This window comes from Glutamicibacter sp. NPDC087831, from assembly GCF_044742845.1.
Lineage (GTDB): Bacteria > Actinomycetota > Actinomycetes > Actinomycetales > Micrococcaceae > Glutamicibacter.
Genome location: NZ_JBIUVH010000001.1, coordinates 1,218,194 through 1,234,014 on the forward strand (window position 1 = coordinate 1,218,194; position 15,821 = coordinate 1,234,014).

Sequence of the window (15,821 nt, forward strand, 5' to 3'; positions counted from 1 at the left end):
CGCTAGACCATCGGCATCTGCGAGTCCAGTTGCCTACCCGGCACTGCTCGCAGGCGCCTTGGCCAGCCCGCCACCGGCAGCGTCCCCGCCAGCGGGTTCAGCCGGATCGGGCATTCGGTCACTATGCATGCCCGCACAGGAAGCTAGTGGACAAAATTCGTGAACTTCAGCACCTGCACCACGCATGGTGACGCAACAATTCGCCAGAACTGTGCACTGAAGTATATTGAATCCTGAAGACCGAAGAATTCTGTCGGGCGCAGGCGCCCATCACGCAAAGGACCCCCATGGGCAATACCGAGAAGTTCCGGGCAGCACGCGATCTGCTGCTGGCGGCACGCGATGACTACGACCGGGCTCGGGCGGAGTTCACGTGGCCGGAATTCACCGATTTCAACTTCGCCTATGACTGGTTCGACGAGGTAGCCAAGGACCCGGCGCGAGCCAACGAACCGGCACTGATCCTCACCGAACCCGATGGCAGCTCGGCACGCTACAGCTGGGCCGAACTTTCGCGCCGCTCCACCCAGGTGGCCCGCTGGCTTTCCGACGAAGGCCTGCAGCGCGGCGATACCATCATCGTCATGCTGGGCAACGAGGTGGCCCTCTGGGAAGTGATGCTGGCCGGCATGAAGCTCGGTGCGGTCATCATCCCGACCACCACGCAGCTGGTCAGCGCGGACCTCGCCGACCGCATCGAGCGCGGCAACGCGAACTGGGTGATCACCAGCCATGACCAGGTCGCCAAATTCGAAGCAGTCCCCGGGGACTACCGGATCGTGCAAGTCCGCGGGCAGGCCGCCGAAGGGACCTTGCACTATGCCAAGTCCCACGACGCTCCGGCCGAATTCCGCCTGGACTCCCCGACCCTGGCCGATGAGAACATGCTGCTCTACTTCACCTCGGGCACCACCTCGTTGGCGAAGCTGGTCCAGCACACCCATACCTCGTACACCATCGGCCACCTGGCAACGATGTTCTGGATCGGCCTGGAACCAGGCGATGTCCATCTGAATGTGGCGTCCCCCGGGTGGGGAAAGCACGCCTGGTCGAATTTCTTCGGCCCGTGGATCGCCGAAGCGACGGTCTTCGTCTACAACTACGAGCGCTTTGATCCGCTGGCGCTGATGAACCAGATGGATACGGAGAAGGTCACCAGCTTCTGCGCACCGCCCACCGTCTGGCGCTACCTGATCCAGGCGGACTTAGGCAGCTTGCAGACTCCCCCGCGCAAGCTGGTCTCTGCCGGCGAGCCGTTGAACGCCGAAGTCATCGACCAGGTGCGCACCGCGTGGGGGCAGGTGATCCGTGATGGCTACGGGCAGACCGAGACCACCGTGCAGATTGCCAATTCGCCGGGTACCGAGGTGAAGGTCGGCGCGATGGGCCGCCCGATGCCGGGCTATGCGGTGGAGCTGCGCAATCCGACCACCGGGCAGCTGGCCGAAATCGGGGAAATCTGCCTGCGACTGGATCCCCGGCCTGCCGGGTTGATGAAGGGCTATTTCGCCGATCCGGAGAAAACCGCCGAGGCGCTGCGTGGCGGCGTGTACCACACGGGAGATATCGCCGAACGCGATGATGAGGGCGTCTTGACCTATGTGGGGCGTGCCGACGACATCTTCAAATCCAGCGACTACAAGCTCAGCCCCTTCGAGCTGGAGTCAGTGGTCCTGGAGCATCCCGCGGTGGCCGAGGTGGCGGTGGTGCCTTCGCCGGATCCACTGAAGCTCTCGGTGCCCAAGGCCTTTGTGGTGCTGGCATCGCACGTCGAGCCAGGCGCGGAGATCGCCAAGGACATCCTCGGCTTCTGCCGCGAGCACCTGGCGCCGTACAAGCGGATCCGGCGGCTCGAATTCTCCGCGCTGCCCAAAACCATTTCAGGCAAGATCCGCCGCGTGGAGCTGCGCCTGGCGGAGGAAGAGCAGCATGCGGCCGGCACGACCCCGAGCGGCGAATACCGCGATACCGACTTCCCTGAGCTGAAGGAACGCGGGTGAGTAAAGGCCTTACATAGCACCCTTTGTGCTTGACGCAATCGTTTCAGATGAAATCCGCATACTGAGATACAGGATTAATGAAATTTGAGCGGTGCAGCCTGTCCTCGTCGGACGACAAAATTTTCCGGACGATGCCAATACAGTCACCGTGCGCACCAAACTGCTGCCCGATCCTGTCGTGTCTCTTCAGATGGGATAGCTAAGATAACAGGGCCCAATCACTACCAATTTTTAGAGTAACTTCGTCCTCATAGCCACTAGATTGTCCCCTAATCACAATCGAACCAGACAAAGGACAAGTCAACATTCCTTCATGCACATCTCTGTCCAACCAAGTACTTTCTTCGCGCTTTAATCCAATCGGAACACCATCGCATTCAAGACTGACTTGAGTAACATCTGACGAAACTGAAAAGCGAATTTGAACACCTGCGCCGACCACACGAGAATTAACCAACATCAATACAGGTAGATCATTTTCATAATCTACATTATCTGATTTCGCGTGGAACTCCTCCATAAATAAGTCGTAAATACTCGTTGCCTGATCTATGAATTTCGACCCAACATTATGTTCCGCAAATTTGGCTATAAGGTTTACCCGTTTGAAGCGATCGTCTAATTCAACAGGAAAAAAACCCTCATATTTTCTGCATAAACGTCGAATCGACTCTTCATCGTTAATTGGATTCTCTGAGAAGATCTGAGCAATTCCATAGGTGCCTTTTGGAAAAATCAAACCCACCGCACGTTCGAAACGACGCAGAACAACAGGGCGATTAATGTTTTCCGTGGCGACTATCGAAATAATAAATCTTGGAGAAGTCGAATACTTCCTTGCATATTTTAGAACTAAGGACTGGTTACTTTTGCTAATTTTCCCTAGGATGTCCTGAATCGATAATTGCGACTGCGCTTCAGTAAACCTAGTCAGTTTGCGATAAAGCAGAAACAACGCGCCTATCAATAAAGAGCCCCAGAAGGCTTCCTTCAACTCAAGTGCACTCGGAGTCCAGACATCCGTGAATCTTCGAAGCAGGTACGGGATCACTGCCGCAAACACCACTATCAGAAGCGACAATGTATGAACAAGCACTCGCCTGACCTTAGTTCCCCATGACTGACGACCTACGTCACGCCAGACACCTGGAGAAAGTGTCGTAACAGCGAGATGAACGACAATAAGTGCAACTATCGACCAGAAAGAACTCAATTCGAAAGCGCTGTTTACTCCAACAAGCAGCGCAGAAGTAAGAAGCACAGGAACGAAGCGAAAAACAAAATATACCCAGTGATTTCGGCTACTGCCCGAGTCTACGACGTTGGCTACATCAGAGTACTGCGCAGGCCACTCCAACGCATAAGCACGAAATATAGGCTTGAGTAGAATACCTGCAATTGCACCGAGACAGATAGATGCAAGAGTTTCCCAAATTAAGTTCATTTACCGAAATTCCTTCTCAAGAAAACCGAACCAGCCTCTAGCGATCGAGTATACGATAAGTTCCGCAAAACCCTTATTCTGGTTGAATAATGCAAGGAACCATACAACAAGTAGCGGCAATACTGTTAGAAAGTTGGTTAAATTTTGTTGAATTCAAGATTTCAGGGTGATTGGAGTGAAATTATGATTCCGCGTAAACGCTATGGTTGCACAAAAATTTGAAGTCTTGACACCAGAAAAGAGAACGTTTCGTTTAAATATACTACTTACTTTGATCCGACAGAAAACTAGAACTCAGCGCGACTGAAGGAAATTTCTCAGATAGGTATCATAAAAGTCTCAGTACGCATCAAGGGACGATCGGTCCGGCGTTAAAGAAAGTGCTTCAATGTTTCATTTGGCCTTCAGCGCATCGACGATGCCCTTGCCCAGATAGAAGGCGCCGTCGGCGTACCAGGCCAGCATCAGCAGCTGGCGCGCCGGCTTGGGCAACCAGGCGAACTTGCCGCTCTTGGCCAGGACCAGGTGTGCTGCCGCGCCGGAGGCCAGTACGGCGGCACCCGAACCCATCAGCGCTTTCGGATTCCAGTTGTGCCGGTGCAGCAGCCGTTCCAGGCCCTTGGCCTCGCGCTCCTGCTCAGCCAGTGCGGACTTCAAGGTCTTGAACGGGCCGCCGGTGGCAATGACCCTGCGGTCTTCGGGCAGCGGGCGGCCGGTGAGATAATCGATGCTGCGCGGGTCGAAGCCGAAGAGCGAGACCAGGCGCTTCATGTCCTTCAGGTCCCCGCTGCTGCACAGCAGCTGCTGGGCCTCGGAGCGGTCGGCCGGATCCGGAATCAGCTGCTCGATGATCTGCATTTCTTCTTCGTCCCAGCCGAAGAGCAAGCTGTTGAGCTCATCCAGGCGCACCGCTGCCGGCGAGCCGGCTTCCGGTTCCAGGATTGCCGTGCGTTCCAGGTCCACCACCATGGACACCGAGGAACCGAACATGGTCCGGCGCGGGCCCTTGGCCTCGATGGTTGCGGTAATGACATTGCCGGTACGGTCCAAGCACAGGTACGGGCGGTTCGAGCGCGAGATGCTCGGGGCATAGACCGGTTCCTTGGGCATGGCCATCAGCCCGGATGCATTTTCCCAAACGGTGATCTCGTTCTCGGCAAAGCCGGCTGCCAGCACCAGCTCGGAACCCTTGAGCTTTGGCCCGTGCAGCAGCTCGTTGGTGCCGCCGTACTCGCCGAGCTGCTCGTCATCCGGGTTGGGGCCGTCAATTTCGTCCCCGTCAACCAGTACGTAGTCGGCGCCGGTGGAGTTCTTCAGTTCGTGGACCAGTTTGGTCACGCGCGAGCCTTCGCGCAGCTTGCCCTTGGCATCGATGCGGTAGAGCACCGCATCGCGGGCTTCGCTCACCGTGGCCACCTCGGCGGCTACTTCAGTGGAATTCTCGCGCTCAACAGCTCCGCCGATGAAACCCAGCAGGCGGCGATCGGCCAGCGCGGTGCGTACCAGTTGTGCAGATTCAGGCTTGTCGCCCATGAAAATGAACTCTAGGTTGAGGTAGTTGAACCCGGTTGAATCCACGAAAAGTAACCCCTTTGGTTATTTGGATATGGCGATAAGTCAATCATAGGCGGTAACCCGTGCCGTCCTGGCAGGCAGCGCCCGGGTGGTTGCCTGGCGCTAGCGCCGGCGCCGGGCGCGGAACCAGCGGACCGCGCCGAGGACGGTGTTCCCGGTGGCATCAACATAGCCGAGCACCAGCAGCAGCACGATTACCCAGGGCGGCGCCCAGGGCTGCTGCCAATGGGTGGCCGCAAGCACCAGCGAGAATACCAGGGCCTCGATGAGCCCCAGCGCCAGCTGCGCGGCGGGTTTCCACGACAACGTGTTGTACCATCGCGGCCGGGCACCAGAGGTGCGGGATTCGGTGATCAGTGCACGGCCCACTGCCCTGGCCATTGACACCGGTTCGATCCATCGCGCGCCCCCGGGAAGATCGGCGTCGTCCAGATAGCGGGCCAGGACCGGTGGATGCCCGAAGGTCTCCAGCACCCGCTGGGCCGACTGCAGGCTGCCGGTGCCCACCAGCGCCAGCTTGAGCCGCTCGATGTTCTCGGCATCGACCACAAGCCCGGCCAGCTCGTCGAGTTCCTGGCCATCCACGCTGTCCTGGTTGGCGAGCAGCCAGTCCAGTTCGCGCCGGGCGGGTGTTGAGGCCTGAGGCCAGAAGGCGGGGCTGGCCGCGACCGGCCAGATGTGCACCCAGGCCGGGTGCCCGCCGAGCTTGGCAGGCTGCTTGTCGAACCAGAAGCTCGCGGTGAAGCGCGCGCCGGTGCGGCTGAGCATGATCGCCGGATGCTGGCTGGCAGCCAGCACGCCGCCCACCAGGAAGCCTTCGTGCACGGCCACGGCCGCGCCGGCGGATTCCGGCGGCAGGAGCTGCCAGCTGGTTTTGCTCGCCGCGGCCCACACCCCCATGTCCGGCTCGTTCAGCGCGCCGATGGCCACGGTCCGCCCCGGCGGCATGGCATCGAGCCGCGGATCCTCGATGGGCTCCCCGGTTTGCACCTCGGCGTCGTCCTGGTCGATGTACAGCGCACCGGTGCCCAGCTTCAGCGCCAGCGCGAAGTCCTCGACCTGCTGGCCCAGCCTGATGGCGCCCGCGGCGCCAGCGAGCAGCAAGAGCCCCTCGTGGTTCACCGCAAGGCTGGCCTCGATCATCGCCAGCCCGTTCCAGGGCACCGGCACGGAGACCAGCGAGATCACTTCGCGGGCGGCCAGCAGCTCGCGGACCTTGGCTTCGGCCTGCTGCGCCTGGGGTTCTTCGAAGAAAAGAGTCAGGGCGGCGACCAGCGTGTGCTCCTGGTCGCCGCCCTGCAAGGACTGGTTGCTACTTGTTGCCAAGGTACTTTTCGAAGCCCGCCGGCAGGTTCAGGCTCGAAGAATCGAAGTCCTGGTTGGCGCCCTGCCCAAAGGCGGCACCGCTCGGGGCGGCGGCCTTCTTGTTCTTGGCCTCCAGCTCGGCCTGCGCGGCCTTGGCCGGGTTGCCGAACTTCTGCTGCTTCTTGCCCTTGCCCTTGGCCTTCGCCTTGCGGGCAGCGCCCTTGCCGGCCCCCGGCATGCCCGGGATGCCGCCGCCGGCAGCCATCTTCTTCATCATCTTCTGCGCTTCGGCGAAACGCTCCAGCATCTGGTTCACCTCGGAGACCGAAACACCCGAACCCTTGGCGATACGCGCGCGGCGGGAGCCGTTGATGATCTTCGGAGCCACGCGCTCGTGCTGGGTCATCGAACGGACGATGGCCTCAACGCGGTCGATCTGGCGTTCGTCGAACTGCTCGAGCTGCTGGCGGGAGATCTGTGCGCCGGGCATCATGCCCAGCAGCTTCTTCATCGAGCCCATCTTCTTGATCTGGGCCATCTGGGCCAGGAAGTCGTCCAGGGTGAAGTCTTCCTGGTCGGCGAATTTCTTCGCCATGCGCTCGGCTTCGGTCTTGTCCCAGTTCTTCTCGGCCTGCTCGATGAGCGTCATCACATCGCCCATGTCCAGGATGCGCGAAGCCATGCGGTCCGGGTGGAAGATCTCGAAGTCGTCCAGGTTCTCGCCGGTGGAGGCGAACATGACCGGCTTGCCGGTGACCGAGGCGACCGACAGGGCGGCGCCGCCGCGGGCATCGCCATCGAGCTTGGAGAGCACGACACCGGTGAAGTCGACGCCCTCGTGGAAGGCCTGGGCGGTGTTGACCGCGTCCTGGCCGATCATCGCGTCGATGACGAAGAGGACTTCATCCGGGTTGATGGCGGCGCGGATGTTCGCGGCCTGGGCCATCATCTCGGTGTCCACGCCCAGGCGGCCGGCGGTATCGACAATCACGATGTCGTGCAGCTTGGCCTTGGCCTCGGCCACGCCGTCGCGGGCTACCGCTACCGGGTCGCCGGTGGCGGTGTCGAATTCCGAGGAGACGCCCGGGTGCGGCGCGTAGACAGGCACGCCGGCACGCTCGCCGTTGATCTGCAGCTGCTTGACGGCGTTGGGGCGCTGGAGGTCGCAGGCCACCAGCAACGGGGTGTGGCCCTCGGACTTCAGGTGCTTGGCCAGCTTGCCGGCCAGGGTGGTCTTGCCGGCACCCTGCAGGCCGGCGAGCATGATCACCGTCGGCGGGTTCTTGGCCAGGTTCAGGCGGCGGGTTTCCCCGCCCAGGATGCCAACGAGTTCCTCGTTGACGATCTTGACGACCTGCTGGCCCGGGTTCAGCGACTCGGAGACCTCGGCACCCAGAGCGCGTTCCTTCACCTGGGCCACGAAGCCGCGGACCACCGGTACGGCAACGTCGGCGTCAAGCAGGGCGCGGCGGATCTCGCGTGCGGTACCGTCGATATCCGCTTCAGTCAGGCGGCCCTTGCCGCGCAGGTTCTTGAAGGTTGCTGTCAGGCGATCGGAAAGTGAATTAAACACGTGCCGGGCACTTCTTTCGATAGGTCTTGTGGTGCGCATTGGAAAATCGCACAGGACTCAACTCCCAAGAATATCAATAATCGGGCGCTGGACTAACCAGCTGTGCAGCGTTTCACCCGTTGTCTCTTCCCCAGCGCCACGCTGCTCCCGCCCAAAGGGACGGGAGCAGCATCAGGGACCGGGCAGCCACGGACTACGGCTTGGCCTCGCTGGCAGGTGGTGCGGCTGCAGCCGGCGCCTGCGGGAGCTTGGCCGGGGCGCCCGCTTGGGGCTTCACCGCCGCTGTCGCCTGAGGCTTCGGTTTGGCCGGTGCCGGGGCAACTTTTTGCACTGCCGGCGCTGCAATAGCAGGCGTGGGCTTCGGCTTGGACTTGGGCAGAGTTGCTACCGGCGCCTTGGCGACCTGCTTCACGGGCGCTGCAACTTTAGGCTTGGCCGGGGCCTTGGGCTTCGCTGGCGGCTTGGCTTGCTTTTTCGCAGCCGGCACCGCGACCTCGGGCTTGGACTTTTCAGCCGGTACTTCCTTCGCGGCCGGCTTTTTCGCAGTTGTGGACTTGGCCGGTGGCAGGGCCTTGGCCACTGGCGGTTTCTTCTCCGGCTCTTGTGCTTGCAAGTCCACGGTTTTGGGTTGGGCTGCACCTATTTGGCGCTCGACACGAGCTGCGGGGTCGGTGGGTTCCTCGCTGGCTGGAGCATCTTTACCGCCTGGGCCCTGGTCCTCCCGGGGCTCGACGCCAGTTTCCTCGCTGGGTCCAGGCACTTGGGTTGGTTCAGAGGTTCGCGTGGAGTTGGTCGATTCCGTTGCCTCCGGAACGCTATCCGTAGCTGATGGCGACACGCTGGAAGGTGATGCCGAAGGACTTGGCGAGGCGGTCGGCGCCGCCGACGGGCTCGGCTCAGCAACTGGTGCAGTGCTGGGCGTCGGCGCTACGCTCGGCGCGCTCGGCTTGGCCGAAACGGGTGCTGGTGACGCTGATGCAGATGGCGTGGCCTTCGGGCTTCCGGTATTCAACTTTTGCGGCGGCTCGAGTTTCTTGCTCGGCTCTGGTGCCGGTTGCGCCGGACGCGGGGTCGGGCGGAGTTTGCCGGATTCCTTTTTCAGCTGGGCCTTCGGCTTGGCTGGCGCGGCTTGTTTCTTCTTGCTCGCCGCTGGCGGCTGGAGCGGATCCGCGTGGGAGTGCCTCGTGGTCTTCGGCGGCGCTGGATGCTCAGTTCGGGCCGATCCGTGATGCCTGGCCGCCCCGGTGTACTGCCCGCTTCTTCCTGTTGCCGGTTGATGGCGGATCGCGCTGCCGGCATCGACTGCAAATTGCGTCGAAGCGAACAATGCCTGGCGCTGCCCTCCGCCTGAAGGAAGGTAGTTGCGCGGATTATGCCATTGGCCATTGACGATGACCTCGAAGTGCACATGGCACCCCGTGGAGTTGCCGGTGGTCCCGGCCAGGGCGATGATCTGGCCTTGGATAACAAGCTCGCCCACTCTGACGAGCAAGAGCGAATTGTGGCTGTACCCGGTCTGCACCTCATGCCCGTGGTCGATGGTGACCCGCTGGCCCGAGTGCCCGGCCCAGCCCGCGACGACCACCCGGCCCGACTCGCTGGCGCGCACGGGCGAACCGCAGGAAATTGGATAGTCCTGGCCGATATGGATTTGGCGGCCGAACCCGGTCGGATTGAACCTCCAACCGTACGGGCTGGAAATCCGGCGGGTGGCCACTGGATGCTCCAAGAGCAAACCAGGGCTCAGCATTGCCGGACGAATGCCCTGGTCGGCAGCTAGCGGCGCGGGCTGTGCCAGCGCTCCAGGGCTTGTCTTTGCTGTCATCGCTGCCCGATTGGCGGCCACGTGGGCCAGCGGGTCGGGCGCGGACCTTCCAGTTCTTCCGCCAAGTGAACTCAGTCCGAGCACTTGGAGAGCGGATGTTCCGCCCAGATCCGGTGCGGTGACAGCCTCGCTCCCGAGCGCCGGCGCTGGCGCGGCGGGAAAGGCCAGTGTGCTTGATTGGGTTCTGGCTGGCACTGCACCGGCCGCCCCGGGCCAAGCCAATGCACTGCTTAAAGCGAAAGCCGCGGCAATGGCCAGCGCCCCATACGGAAGCCGCCGGCCATTCCCCAAAACGCCGCGCGGCACAGAACTGCTTAAACCATGATGTTGTCGTTTCATAACTTGCCAGTCCCCCAAAAACTGCAACTACTCAACAGAACCTCAGAATAGCCCCGGCACGATGATTAATCCATGGCTAGTTGAAGCCTCTTCAGCAGCGTGAGGATTCCATGCACCACCTCTTTCCCCCCTGCGCCATCGCGGCCACGCCACGCGCGTGGAAATCCAGTACCGGCTCGATGCGGTTTCGGGACCTGGGCGAGGCCCGAAGCACCCTGGAATCCGCCAAAGCACCATGCCTCGCCATCCCAGCCAGCACCCGCGGTAACCCGATTCGGGCTGAAATTTTTAGAGCCCCCACCTGGCTCGTGGGCTGGCACGGGCCATGAAGAGCGCTTCGGCTCGTCGCGGCAGCGGGACGGCCGGCGGCCCCACGCCCGGAATTCCCCAGGCCGGGCAATGTCGCTGCCGGACTCAGCCCTACTCATGTGGTGATAATGCTCTTGGGACTGCGCCTCGGCGCAACCGGTCCCACAGCGCAACACGCAGCAAAGGAGCACCGGTGGAGACCAGCACCCTGTCCAGCAGGCTATCGCGGTGGGCGGTATTGTCCCGCGCCTGGCTGCAGGATTATCTCTATGCCGGTGCCTGGCAGCTGCGTTCGCTGCTGCCAGGTACGGAGGCCGGCCGGCTGCGCTCCGGCAGCCATCCGGCAGCCGAACCGGTGGTGCTGATTCCGGGTATCTGGGAATCCTGGAAATTCCTGCTCCCGCTGGCCGACGCGCTGCACCAGGCCGGCCACCCGGTGCACGTGATCCCGCAGCTCGGCTTCAACCGCGGCACGGTGCCGGAGATGTCCCAGGTGGTCTCCAGCTACCTGGGCCGGGCGCAGCTCGACGATGCGGTGCTGGTGGCGCACAGCAAGGGCGGTCTGATCGGCAAGTACCTGATGTCCGCCTCGCCGCAGGGCTACCGGATCAATCGGATGATCGCCATTGGCACCCCCTTCTCCGGTTCGCGCTATGCACGCTATGCGCCGGTCCGCTCCCTGCGTTCCCTGTCGCCCAACGACCAGGGTCTGCTCAAGCTCTCGGCCAACCTGAGCGTGAATTCCCGGATCATCTCCATCTACAGCAGCTTCGACCCGCACATCCCCGGCGGCTGCGACCTGGCCGGAGCCACCAACATCAAGCTGCCTACACTGGGGCATTTCCGCTTGCTGGGCGATGCGCGCCTGCACGCCGCAGTGCTCAAGCACTTGGCGCCTGGACTGCCGCCGGCCAGCTGAATTCCGGCAGGCAGCGCACCGCAATCCGTGCGTTCCGTGTGAATCGCCCGGTGCTGTTGAGCCCGCCGGGGCCCTGGCCTAGCGTGAGCGGACAAGGGCTGGATCCCCAGCCCGCAGCCCAGATGCAGAATAGGAGCAGCCGATGGACCCGCAGGAATCCTCCGCGTCGCAGCCCGACGCACAGTTGGATGAAGCCCAAGAGGCCAATCGCGAAGCCGCAGCCACATCCAACCCCGACCCAGAGCAGCAACTGATTACCGGACTGGAGCCGGGCGGTTCGGTGCCGCCGGGCGAAACCCCTCCCGGTGAAGGCTCGATGAGCCAAGACCAGGGGCATGGCGAATAGCGGCCCGCAGCGTCCGATCAGCGAGGCGCGCATAGGACGCTGGCTTGAAGAACTGGCCGAATCGGACGGGAACCCGGGCGGCGGAGCGGCGGCGGCACTAATGCTCGGTGCTGCCGCCGCGCTGATGTCCATGTCCGCCGGCTACGTCTCGGCCTCCGGACCCGCCCACGCAGAGCTCGCCGGCCTGCAGGCCCGGGCCAAGCAGCTGCGGATCGACGCGCTGGGCCTGGCCGACCGGGATGCCAAGGCCTCCGCGGATTTCGGGGAAGCCTCCGCGCAACCGCCCTCGGAGCAGCGCGACCGCCAGCTCGCCGAGGCCTGCTTGCAGGCCGCGAAATCCTCGGCCGCACTCGGCGCGCTGGCCATGACCGCAGTGAATGACCTGCGCTGGCTTGACCAGCATGCGAAACCGCAATTGGTGGCCGATGTCGCCGCAGCGCTGGGCATGGTCCGCGCAGTGCTGCAGGCCGCCAGCAGCAACCTGCGCTACGACCTGTCCCAGCTGCCCTTCGGCCCGGCGCACGCGCAGCACTCCGGATTATGGGATACCGCAGCATCGCTGGAGCGGGCGATGCAGACCGCCACGCAGCTGGCCGCACGCGTTGATGCACGCATCAAGCGCTGATCCGGCTGCCCGGGAGCACCCTCGATGACAAGGAATGATAGCCATGGCCCAGACACCGATCAATGCACTGATCCTGGTCTGCACCCTTTCCCCTTAGCCCAAAGCCTCCAGCAGCGATCTGCTGGCCCGGCAGGTGGCGGCGGAATTCACGGGGCACCAGGTCCACTCCGAGATCCTGCGCATTGCCGATTTCGACGTGAGGCCCGGAGTGCTCAAGGACATGGGAGGCGGCGACCAGTGGCCGGGGATCCGGCAGAAGCTGCTGGCCGCGGACATCCTGGTGCTGGCCACCCCCGATCTGGCTGGGCCACCCCTCGAGTCTGGCCCAGCGAGTGCTGGAGCGGCTGGATGCCGAGTTGTCCCAGACCGACGAGCAGGGCCGCCCGATCCTCTTCGGCAAGGTGGGCGTGGTGGCCGTGGTGGGCAATGAGGACGGCGCGCACCACGTGATTGCGGATCTGGGCCAGGGCCTGGCCGATGTCGGGTTCACCCTGCCGGCCCAGGGCTCCACCTATTGGGTGGGGCAGGCCATGCACACCACCGACTACCAGGATCTGGACCAGACCCCGCAGGTCACGGCGAACGCCACGCAGATCGCCACGCGCAACGCGGCGCATCTGGCGCGGCTGCTCGAAGCCCGGCCTTTCCCCGCCCGATAGCCGCCGGATGCTGGGTGCAGCCTGCGGATCAGTGCCCGGCCATTGGCCAGCGGCGGCCGGTGCCCTAGCGTTTCAGCCAGCAGAAGACTGCGACCCCAGGCGAGAACTAAGGACGGGCCCATGCCGCACAACACCATCGACCAGACGACCTTGCACCGGTACCTGAGCGAACACCTGCTGGGTTCCGAATCGGGACTGAACCACTTCAAGGCCGCCCACGGCACCTGGGCGGACACCGCCTATGCCCAGCGCTTCGAATCGCTGCACCAGCAGGTCCAAGCGGATCAGGATGACCTGAAACGGATCATGGACCGGCTGGGCTGCACCAAGCGGCCGATGGCCCGCCTGCTCGCTCCGGCGGCCAAGCTGGCCGGGCACGTCAACCCGTTCAATCCGCTGCGCATGCGCAAGCTGGCTGCCGCGCAGGTGCAGCTCGATGTGCTCACCGGGCTGCTCAATGCCAAGCTGCGCATGTGGCAGACGCTGCTGCTGATGCTGCCCCATGATCCGCGCCTGGACCAGACGCTGCTGCAGGACCTGTCGCACCGGGCCGAGTCGCAGATCAGCCAGCTCAAGGCGCTCAGCGACGAAACCTGGCCCGAGCGCTTCGCCCCGCCAGTGAACGATGAGCAGGGGGAACACCGCCCATGACCGGCAGGAAAGCGAACATTGTCGGCGCCGGGCCCAACGGGCTGGTCGCCGCGGCGGTCCTGGCCGAGCAGGGATTCGACGTCCAGGTCTTCGAGCGCAACGCCCGTCCCGGCGGTGCCGCGGCCTCCGGCAGCACGCTGGGCGAAGGCACCATTGTGGACCTGGGAGCTGCCGCCCACCCCTTCGCCTATGGCAGCCGCGCCTTCGCGCATTTCGATCTGGCCGGACATGGTTTGCAGTGGGATTTCCACGGCTATCCGCTGGCCCACCCGCTGGACGACGCCGAGTCGGTCTTCCTGCACCAGGACCTCGAAGCCACCATGGCGCAGTTCCCCGCAGACCGGAAGATCTGGCAGCTGCTGCATGGCCCGCTGGTGCGCCATCCGCAGGAGATCCTGGACAACGCCACCAGCCCGCTGCTGGGCATCCCGCCGCATCCCGTGCTCATGGCACGCTTCGGGCTGCGCGCGCTGCCGCCGGCGAAGCTGCTGGCTTCCGCCGCGTTCCGGACCCGGCAGGCCGCGGCGCTCTTCGCCGGATCCAGCGCGCATTCCATGCTGCCGCTCTCCCACCCGTTCACCTCGGGATTCGGCGCGCTCTTCGGGGCCTTGGGCCAATCCTGGGGCTGGCCGGTGGCGCACGGGGGCACCGGCAGCATCATCGACGCGCTGCTGCGGGTGCTCGACGGGCTGGGGGTGCAGATCCATACCGGGCACCAGATCACCCACCTCGCGCAGCTTCCCGATGCGGACCTCACCTTCCTGGATGCCACGCCCCGCCAAGCGGTGCAGCTCGCCGGCGACCAGCTCCCGGCACGCCTGCGCCGGCGGTTCGAGCGCTGGCGCCATGGCACCGCGGCCTACAAGGTGGACTACCTGCTCGATGGACCGATCCCCTGGAAGGATGCGCGCACCGCGCAGGCCGGCACCGTGCATGTGATCGGCGATGCCGCCGAGCTGGCCCGGGCCGAGCGCCAGGTCGCCGCCGGGTCAATGCCCGAACGCCCGTTCGTGATGGTGGTCCAGCCTTCGAGCGCCGATGCCTCGCGCGCCCCGGCCGGCCGCCAGGTCATCTGGTCTTACGCCCACGTGCCCCAAGGCTATGACGGGGATGCCGGGGCGCTCATCGATGCGCAGATCCAGCGGTTCGCGCCGGACTTCAAGGACCGGATCGTGCAGCGGGTAGTCACCGGCCCGGCTCAGCTGCAGGCCTGGAATCCGAATCTGGTCGGCGGGGATATCGGCGGCGGATCACTGGCCGGCACCCAGCAGTTCTTCCGCCCCTCGCCCTCGCTGAATCCCTATTCGCTGGGCGTGCCGGGACTGTACCTGTGCTCCTCCTCCACCCCTCCGGGCGGCGGGGTGCATGGCATGGCCGGCTGGCATGCGGCGCACCGGGCGCTGCGTGATCTTGGGCGGGACTGAGCCGCGGCGCGCTGGATGGCACTGGCGGGTACAGCGCTCAGCAGCGCAACCACGGTAGCTGAATAGGGATACTGACTAGTAAAGAATAAAGTCTGGGAATTTCCTCAGAATCGCGGCCTGTTCGCAACAACTTGGTGGGCCAATGATAATTTTTTATCAAGTCCCCACCGCTGGCCGCAGGGTCCACAGCGCATTTCAAGGGCCACGCTGCCCAGTCCGGAGGGACAGATAACTGCATTGTTGAAGTGAGAAGTATCGTCTAGAAGTGGAGGGTAGTTCACATGCCAGGAAGGCTAGTCAGGTCCCAGACCGCGTTGCGCGTAGCAGAGCTGCTGGGATCACGCGAGGGAAGAAGGCATCTGAGCAGCTATGGCTGGACCCAAGGAATGCCAGTGGTCATGACACAGCCTTTGGAAGCGCTCGATGATGTGATGGGCCTGGTCTCGGTGCACAAGCGGCCGGTGCTGGTCGCGATGGTTGAACCGCAGACCGAGGAACTGAAGTTCTTGCACATTTCCGAGCCGTCTCCAGTCTTGGAAGTGGTTCAGGCCAGCGCGCCGCGCAGCAAGATCAAGGATCTGTTCGGCCAGGCCGAGCACAGCGGAATGGCTGCATTCCGTGTGAAGTACTGGCAATACACTGCGCTCGCCCACGCGGTTCCGGCTTTCGACGCCAGCAAGCTGGGACACAGGTACGCCACGCAGGAGTCCGGCAGCAGCGTGTAACCGCAAGCACCGCCGCAACGGGCACAGCCCCCGGGAAATCGCGCATCCGCGCAGATTCGCCGGGGGCTGTTCCTATGCCAGGGACCGGGACCGCTTACTTGG

Annotated in this window: 12 protein-coding genes and 1 pseudogene; 8 read left to right on the top strand and 5 right to left on the bottom strand. The window is 63.4% G+C overall.

Going from position 1 to position 15,821, the window contains the following annotated elements; all coding sequences use genetic code 11:
* Positions 1-287: 287 nt before the first annotated feature.
* The gene (locus tag ACIOJF_RS05980) at positions 288-2,000 is read left to right on the top strand and encodes an AMP-binding protein (protein ID WP_105657714.1); all 1,713 of its coding nucleotides are present in this window, start codon (positions 288-290) and stop codon (positions 1,998-2,000) included.
* A gap of 199 nt (positions 2,001-2,199) precedes the next feature.
* On the opposite strand, the gene ACIOJF_RS05985 is transcribed toward ACIOJF_RS05980, so the two are convergent.
* From ACIOJF_RS05985 to ACIOJF_RS06005, 5 genes are all read right to left on the bottom strand, one after another.
* Entirely contained in the window at positions 2,200-3,444 is a 1,245-nt protein-coding gene (locus ACIOJF_RS05985) for a hypothetical protein (protein ID WP_146112280.1), read from the bottom strand.
* A 393-nt stretch (positions 3,445-3,837) separates the two neighbouring features.
* Positions 3,838-5,022, bottom strand: a complete 1,185-nt coding sequence (locus tag ACIOJF_RS05990) for a hypothetical protein (protein ID WP_402741336.1) — start codon at positions 5,020-5,022, stop codon at positions 3,838-3,840.
* A gap of 99 nt (positions 5,023-5,121) precedes the next feature.
* Positions 5,122-6,345 (bottom strand): hypothetical protein, encoded by a 1,224-nt coding sequence (locus tag ACIOJF_RS05995; protein ID WP_146112279.1) that lies wholly within the window; start codon positions 6,343-6,345, stop codon positions 5,122-5,124.
* Entirely contained in the window at positions 6,332-7,897 is a 1,566-nt protein-coding gene (ffh, locus tag ACIOJF_RS06000; RefSeq protein ID WP_105657711.1) for a signal recognition particle protein, read from the bottom strand. The genes ACIOJF_RS05995 and ffh overlap by 14 nt, the downstream gene beginning before the upstream one ends.
* 193 nt (positions 7,898-8,090) lie before the next feature.
* On the bottom strand, positions 8,091-9,722 hold the full coding sequence (locus ACIOJF_RS06005) for a peptidoglycan DD-metalloendopeptidase family protein (RefSeq protein WP_402741374.1): 1,632 nt from the start codon (positions 9,720-9,722) through the stop codon (positions 8,091-8,093).
* A gap of 841 nt (positions 9,723-10,563) precedes the next feature.
* On the opposite strand from ACIOJF_RS06005, the gene ACIOJF_RS06010 reads away from it, so the two are divergent.
* The 7 genes and pseudogenes from ACIOJF_RS06010 to ACIOJF_RS06040 all read left to right on the top strand — a co-directional run bounded on the left by ACIOJF_RS06010 (position 10,564) and on the right by ACIOJF_RS06040 (position 15,719).
* Complete coding sequence (locus ACIOJF_RS06010) at positions 10,564-11,289, top strand: alpha/beta hydrolase (RefSeq protein WP_286134214.1); 726 nt, start codon at positions 10,564-10,566, stop codon at positions 11,287-11,289.
* A 142-nt stretch (positions 11,290-11,431) separates the two neighbouring features.
* Positions 11,432-11,635 (top strand): DUF6480 family protein, encoded by a 204-nt coding sequence (locus ACIOJF_RS06015; protein ID WP_105657709.1) that lies wholly within the window; start codon positions 11,432-11,434, stop codon positions 11,633-11,635.
* Positions 11,625-12,260, top strand: a complete 636-nt coding sequence (locus ACIOJF_RS06020; protein WP_105657708.1) for a cyclodeaminase/cyclohydrolase family protein — start codon at positions 11,625-11,627, stop codon at positions 12,258-12,260. Before ACIOJF_RS06015 ends, ACIOJF_RS06020 begins: the two co-directional genes overlap by 11 nt.
* Before the next feature lie 118 nt (positions 12,261-12,378).
* Positions 12,379-12,919 (top strand): annotated as a pseudogene (locus ACIOJF_RS06025) (flavodoxin family protein).
* A gap of 120 nt (positions 12,920-13,039) precedes the next feature.
* A complete protein-coding gene (locus ACIOJF_RS06030) occupies positions 13,040-13,570 on the top strand; it encodes a hypothetical protein (protein WP_105657707.1) in 531 nt (176 codons plus the stop codon).
* Positions 13,567-14,994: a phytoene desaturase family protein gene (locus ACIOJF_RS06035; RefSeq protein ID WP_402741337.1), complete on the top strand. Its 1,428-nt coding sequence runs from the start codon at positions 13,567-13,569 to the stop codon at positions 14,992-14,994. Before ACIOJF_RS06030 ends, ACIOJF_RS06035 begins: the two co-directional genes overlap by 4 nt.
* Positions 14,995-15,392: 398 nt before the next feature.
* A complete protein-coding gene (locus ACIOJF_RS06040; protein ID WP_286134535.1) occupies positions 15,393-15,719 on the top strand; it encodes a hypothetical protein in 327 nt (108 codons plus the stop codon).
* The last annotated feature ends 102 nt before the right edge of the window (positions 15,720-15,821 follow it).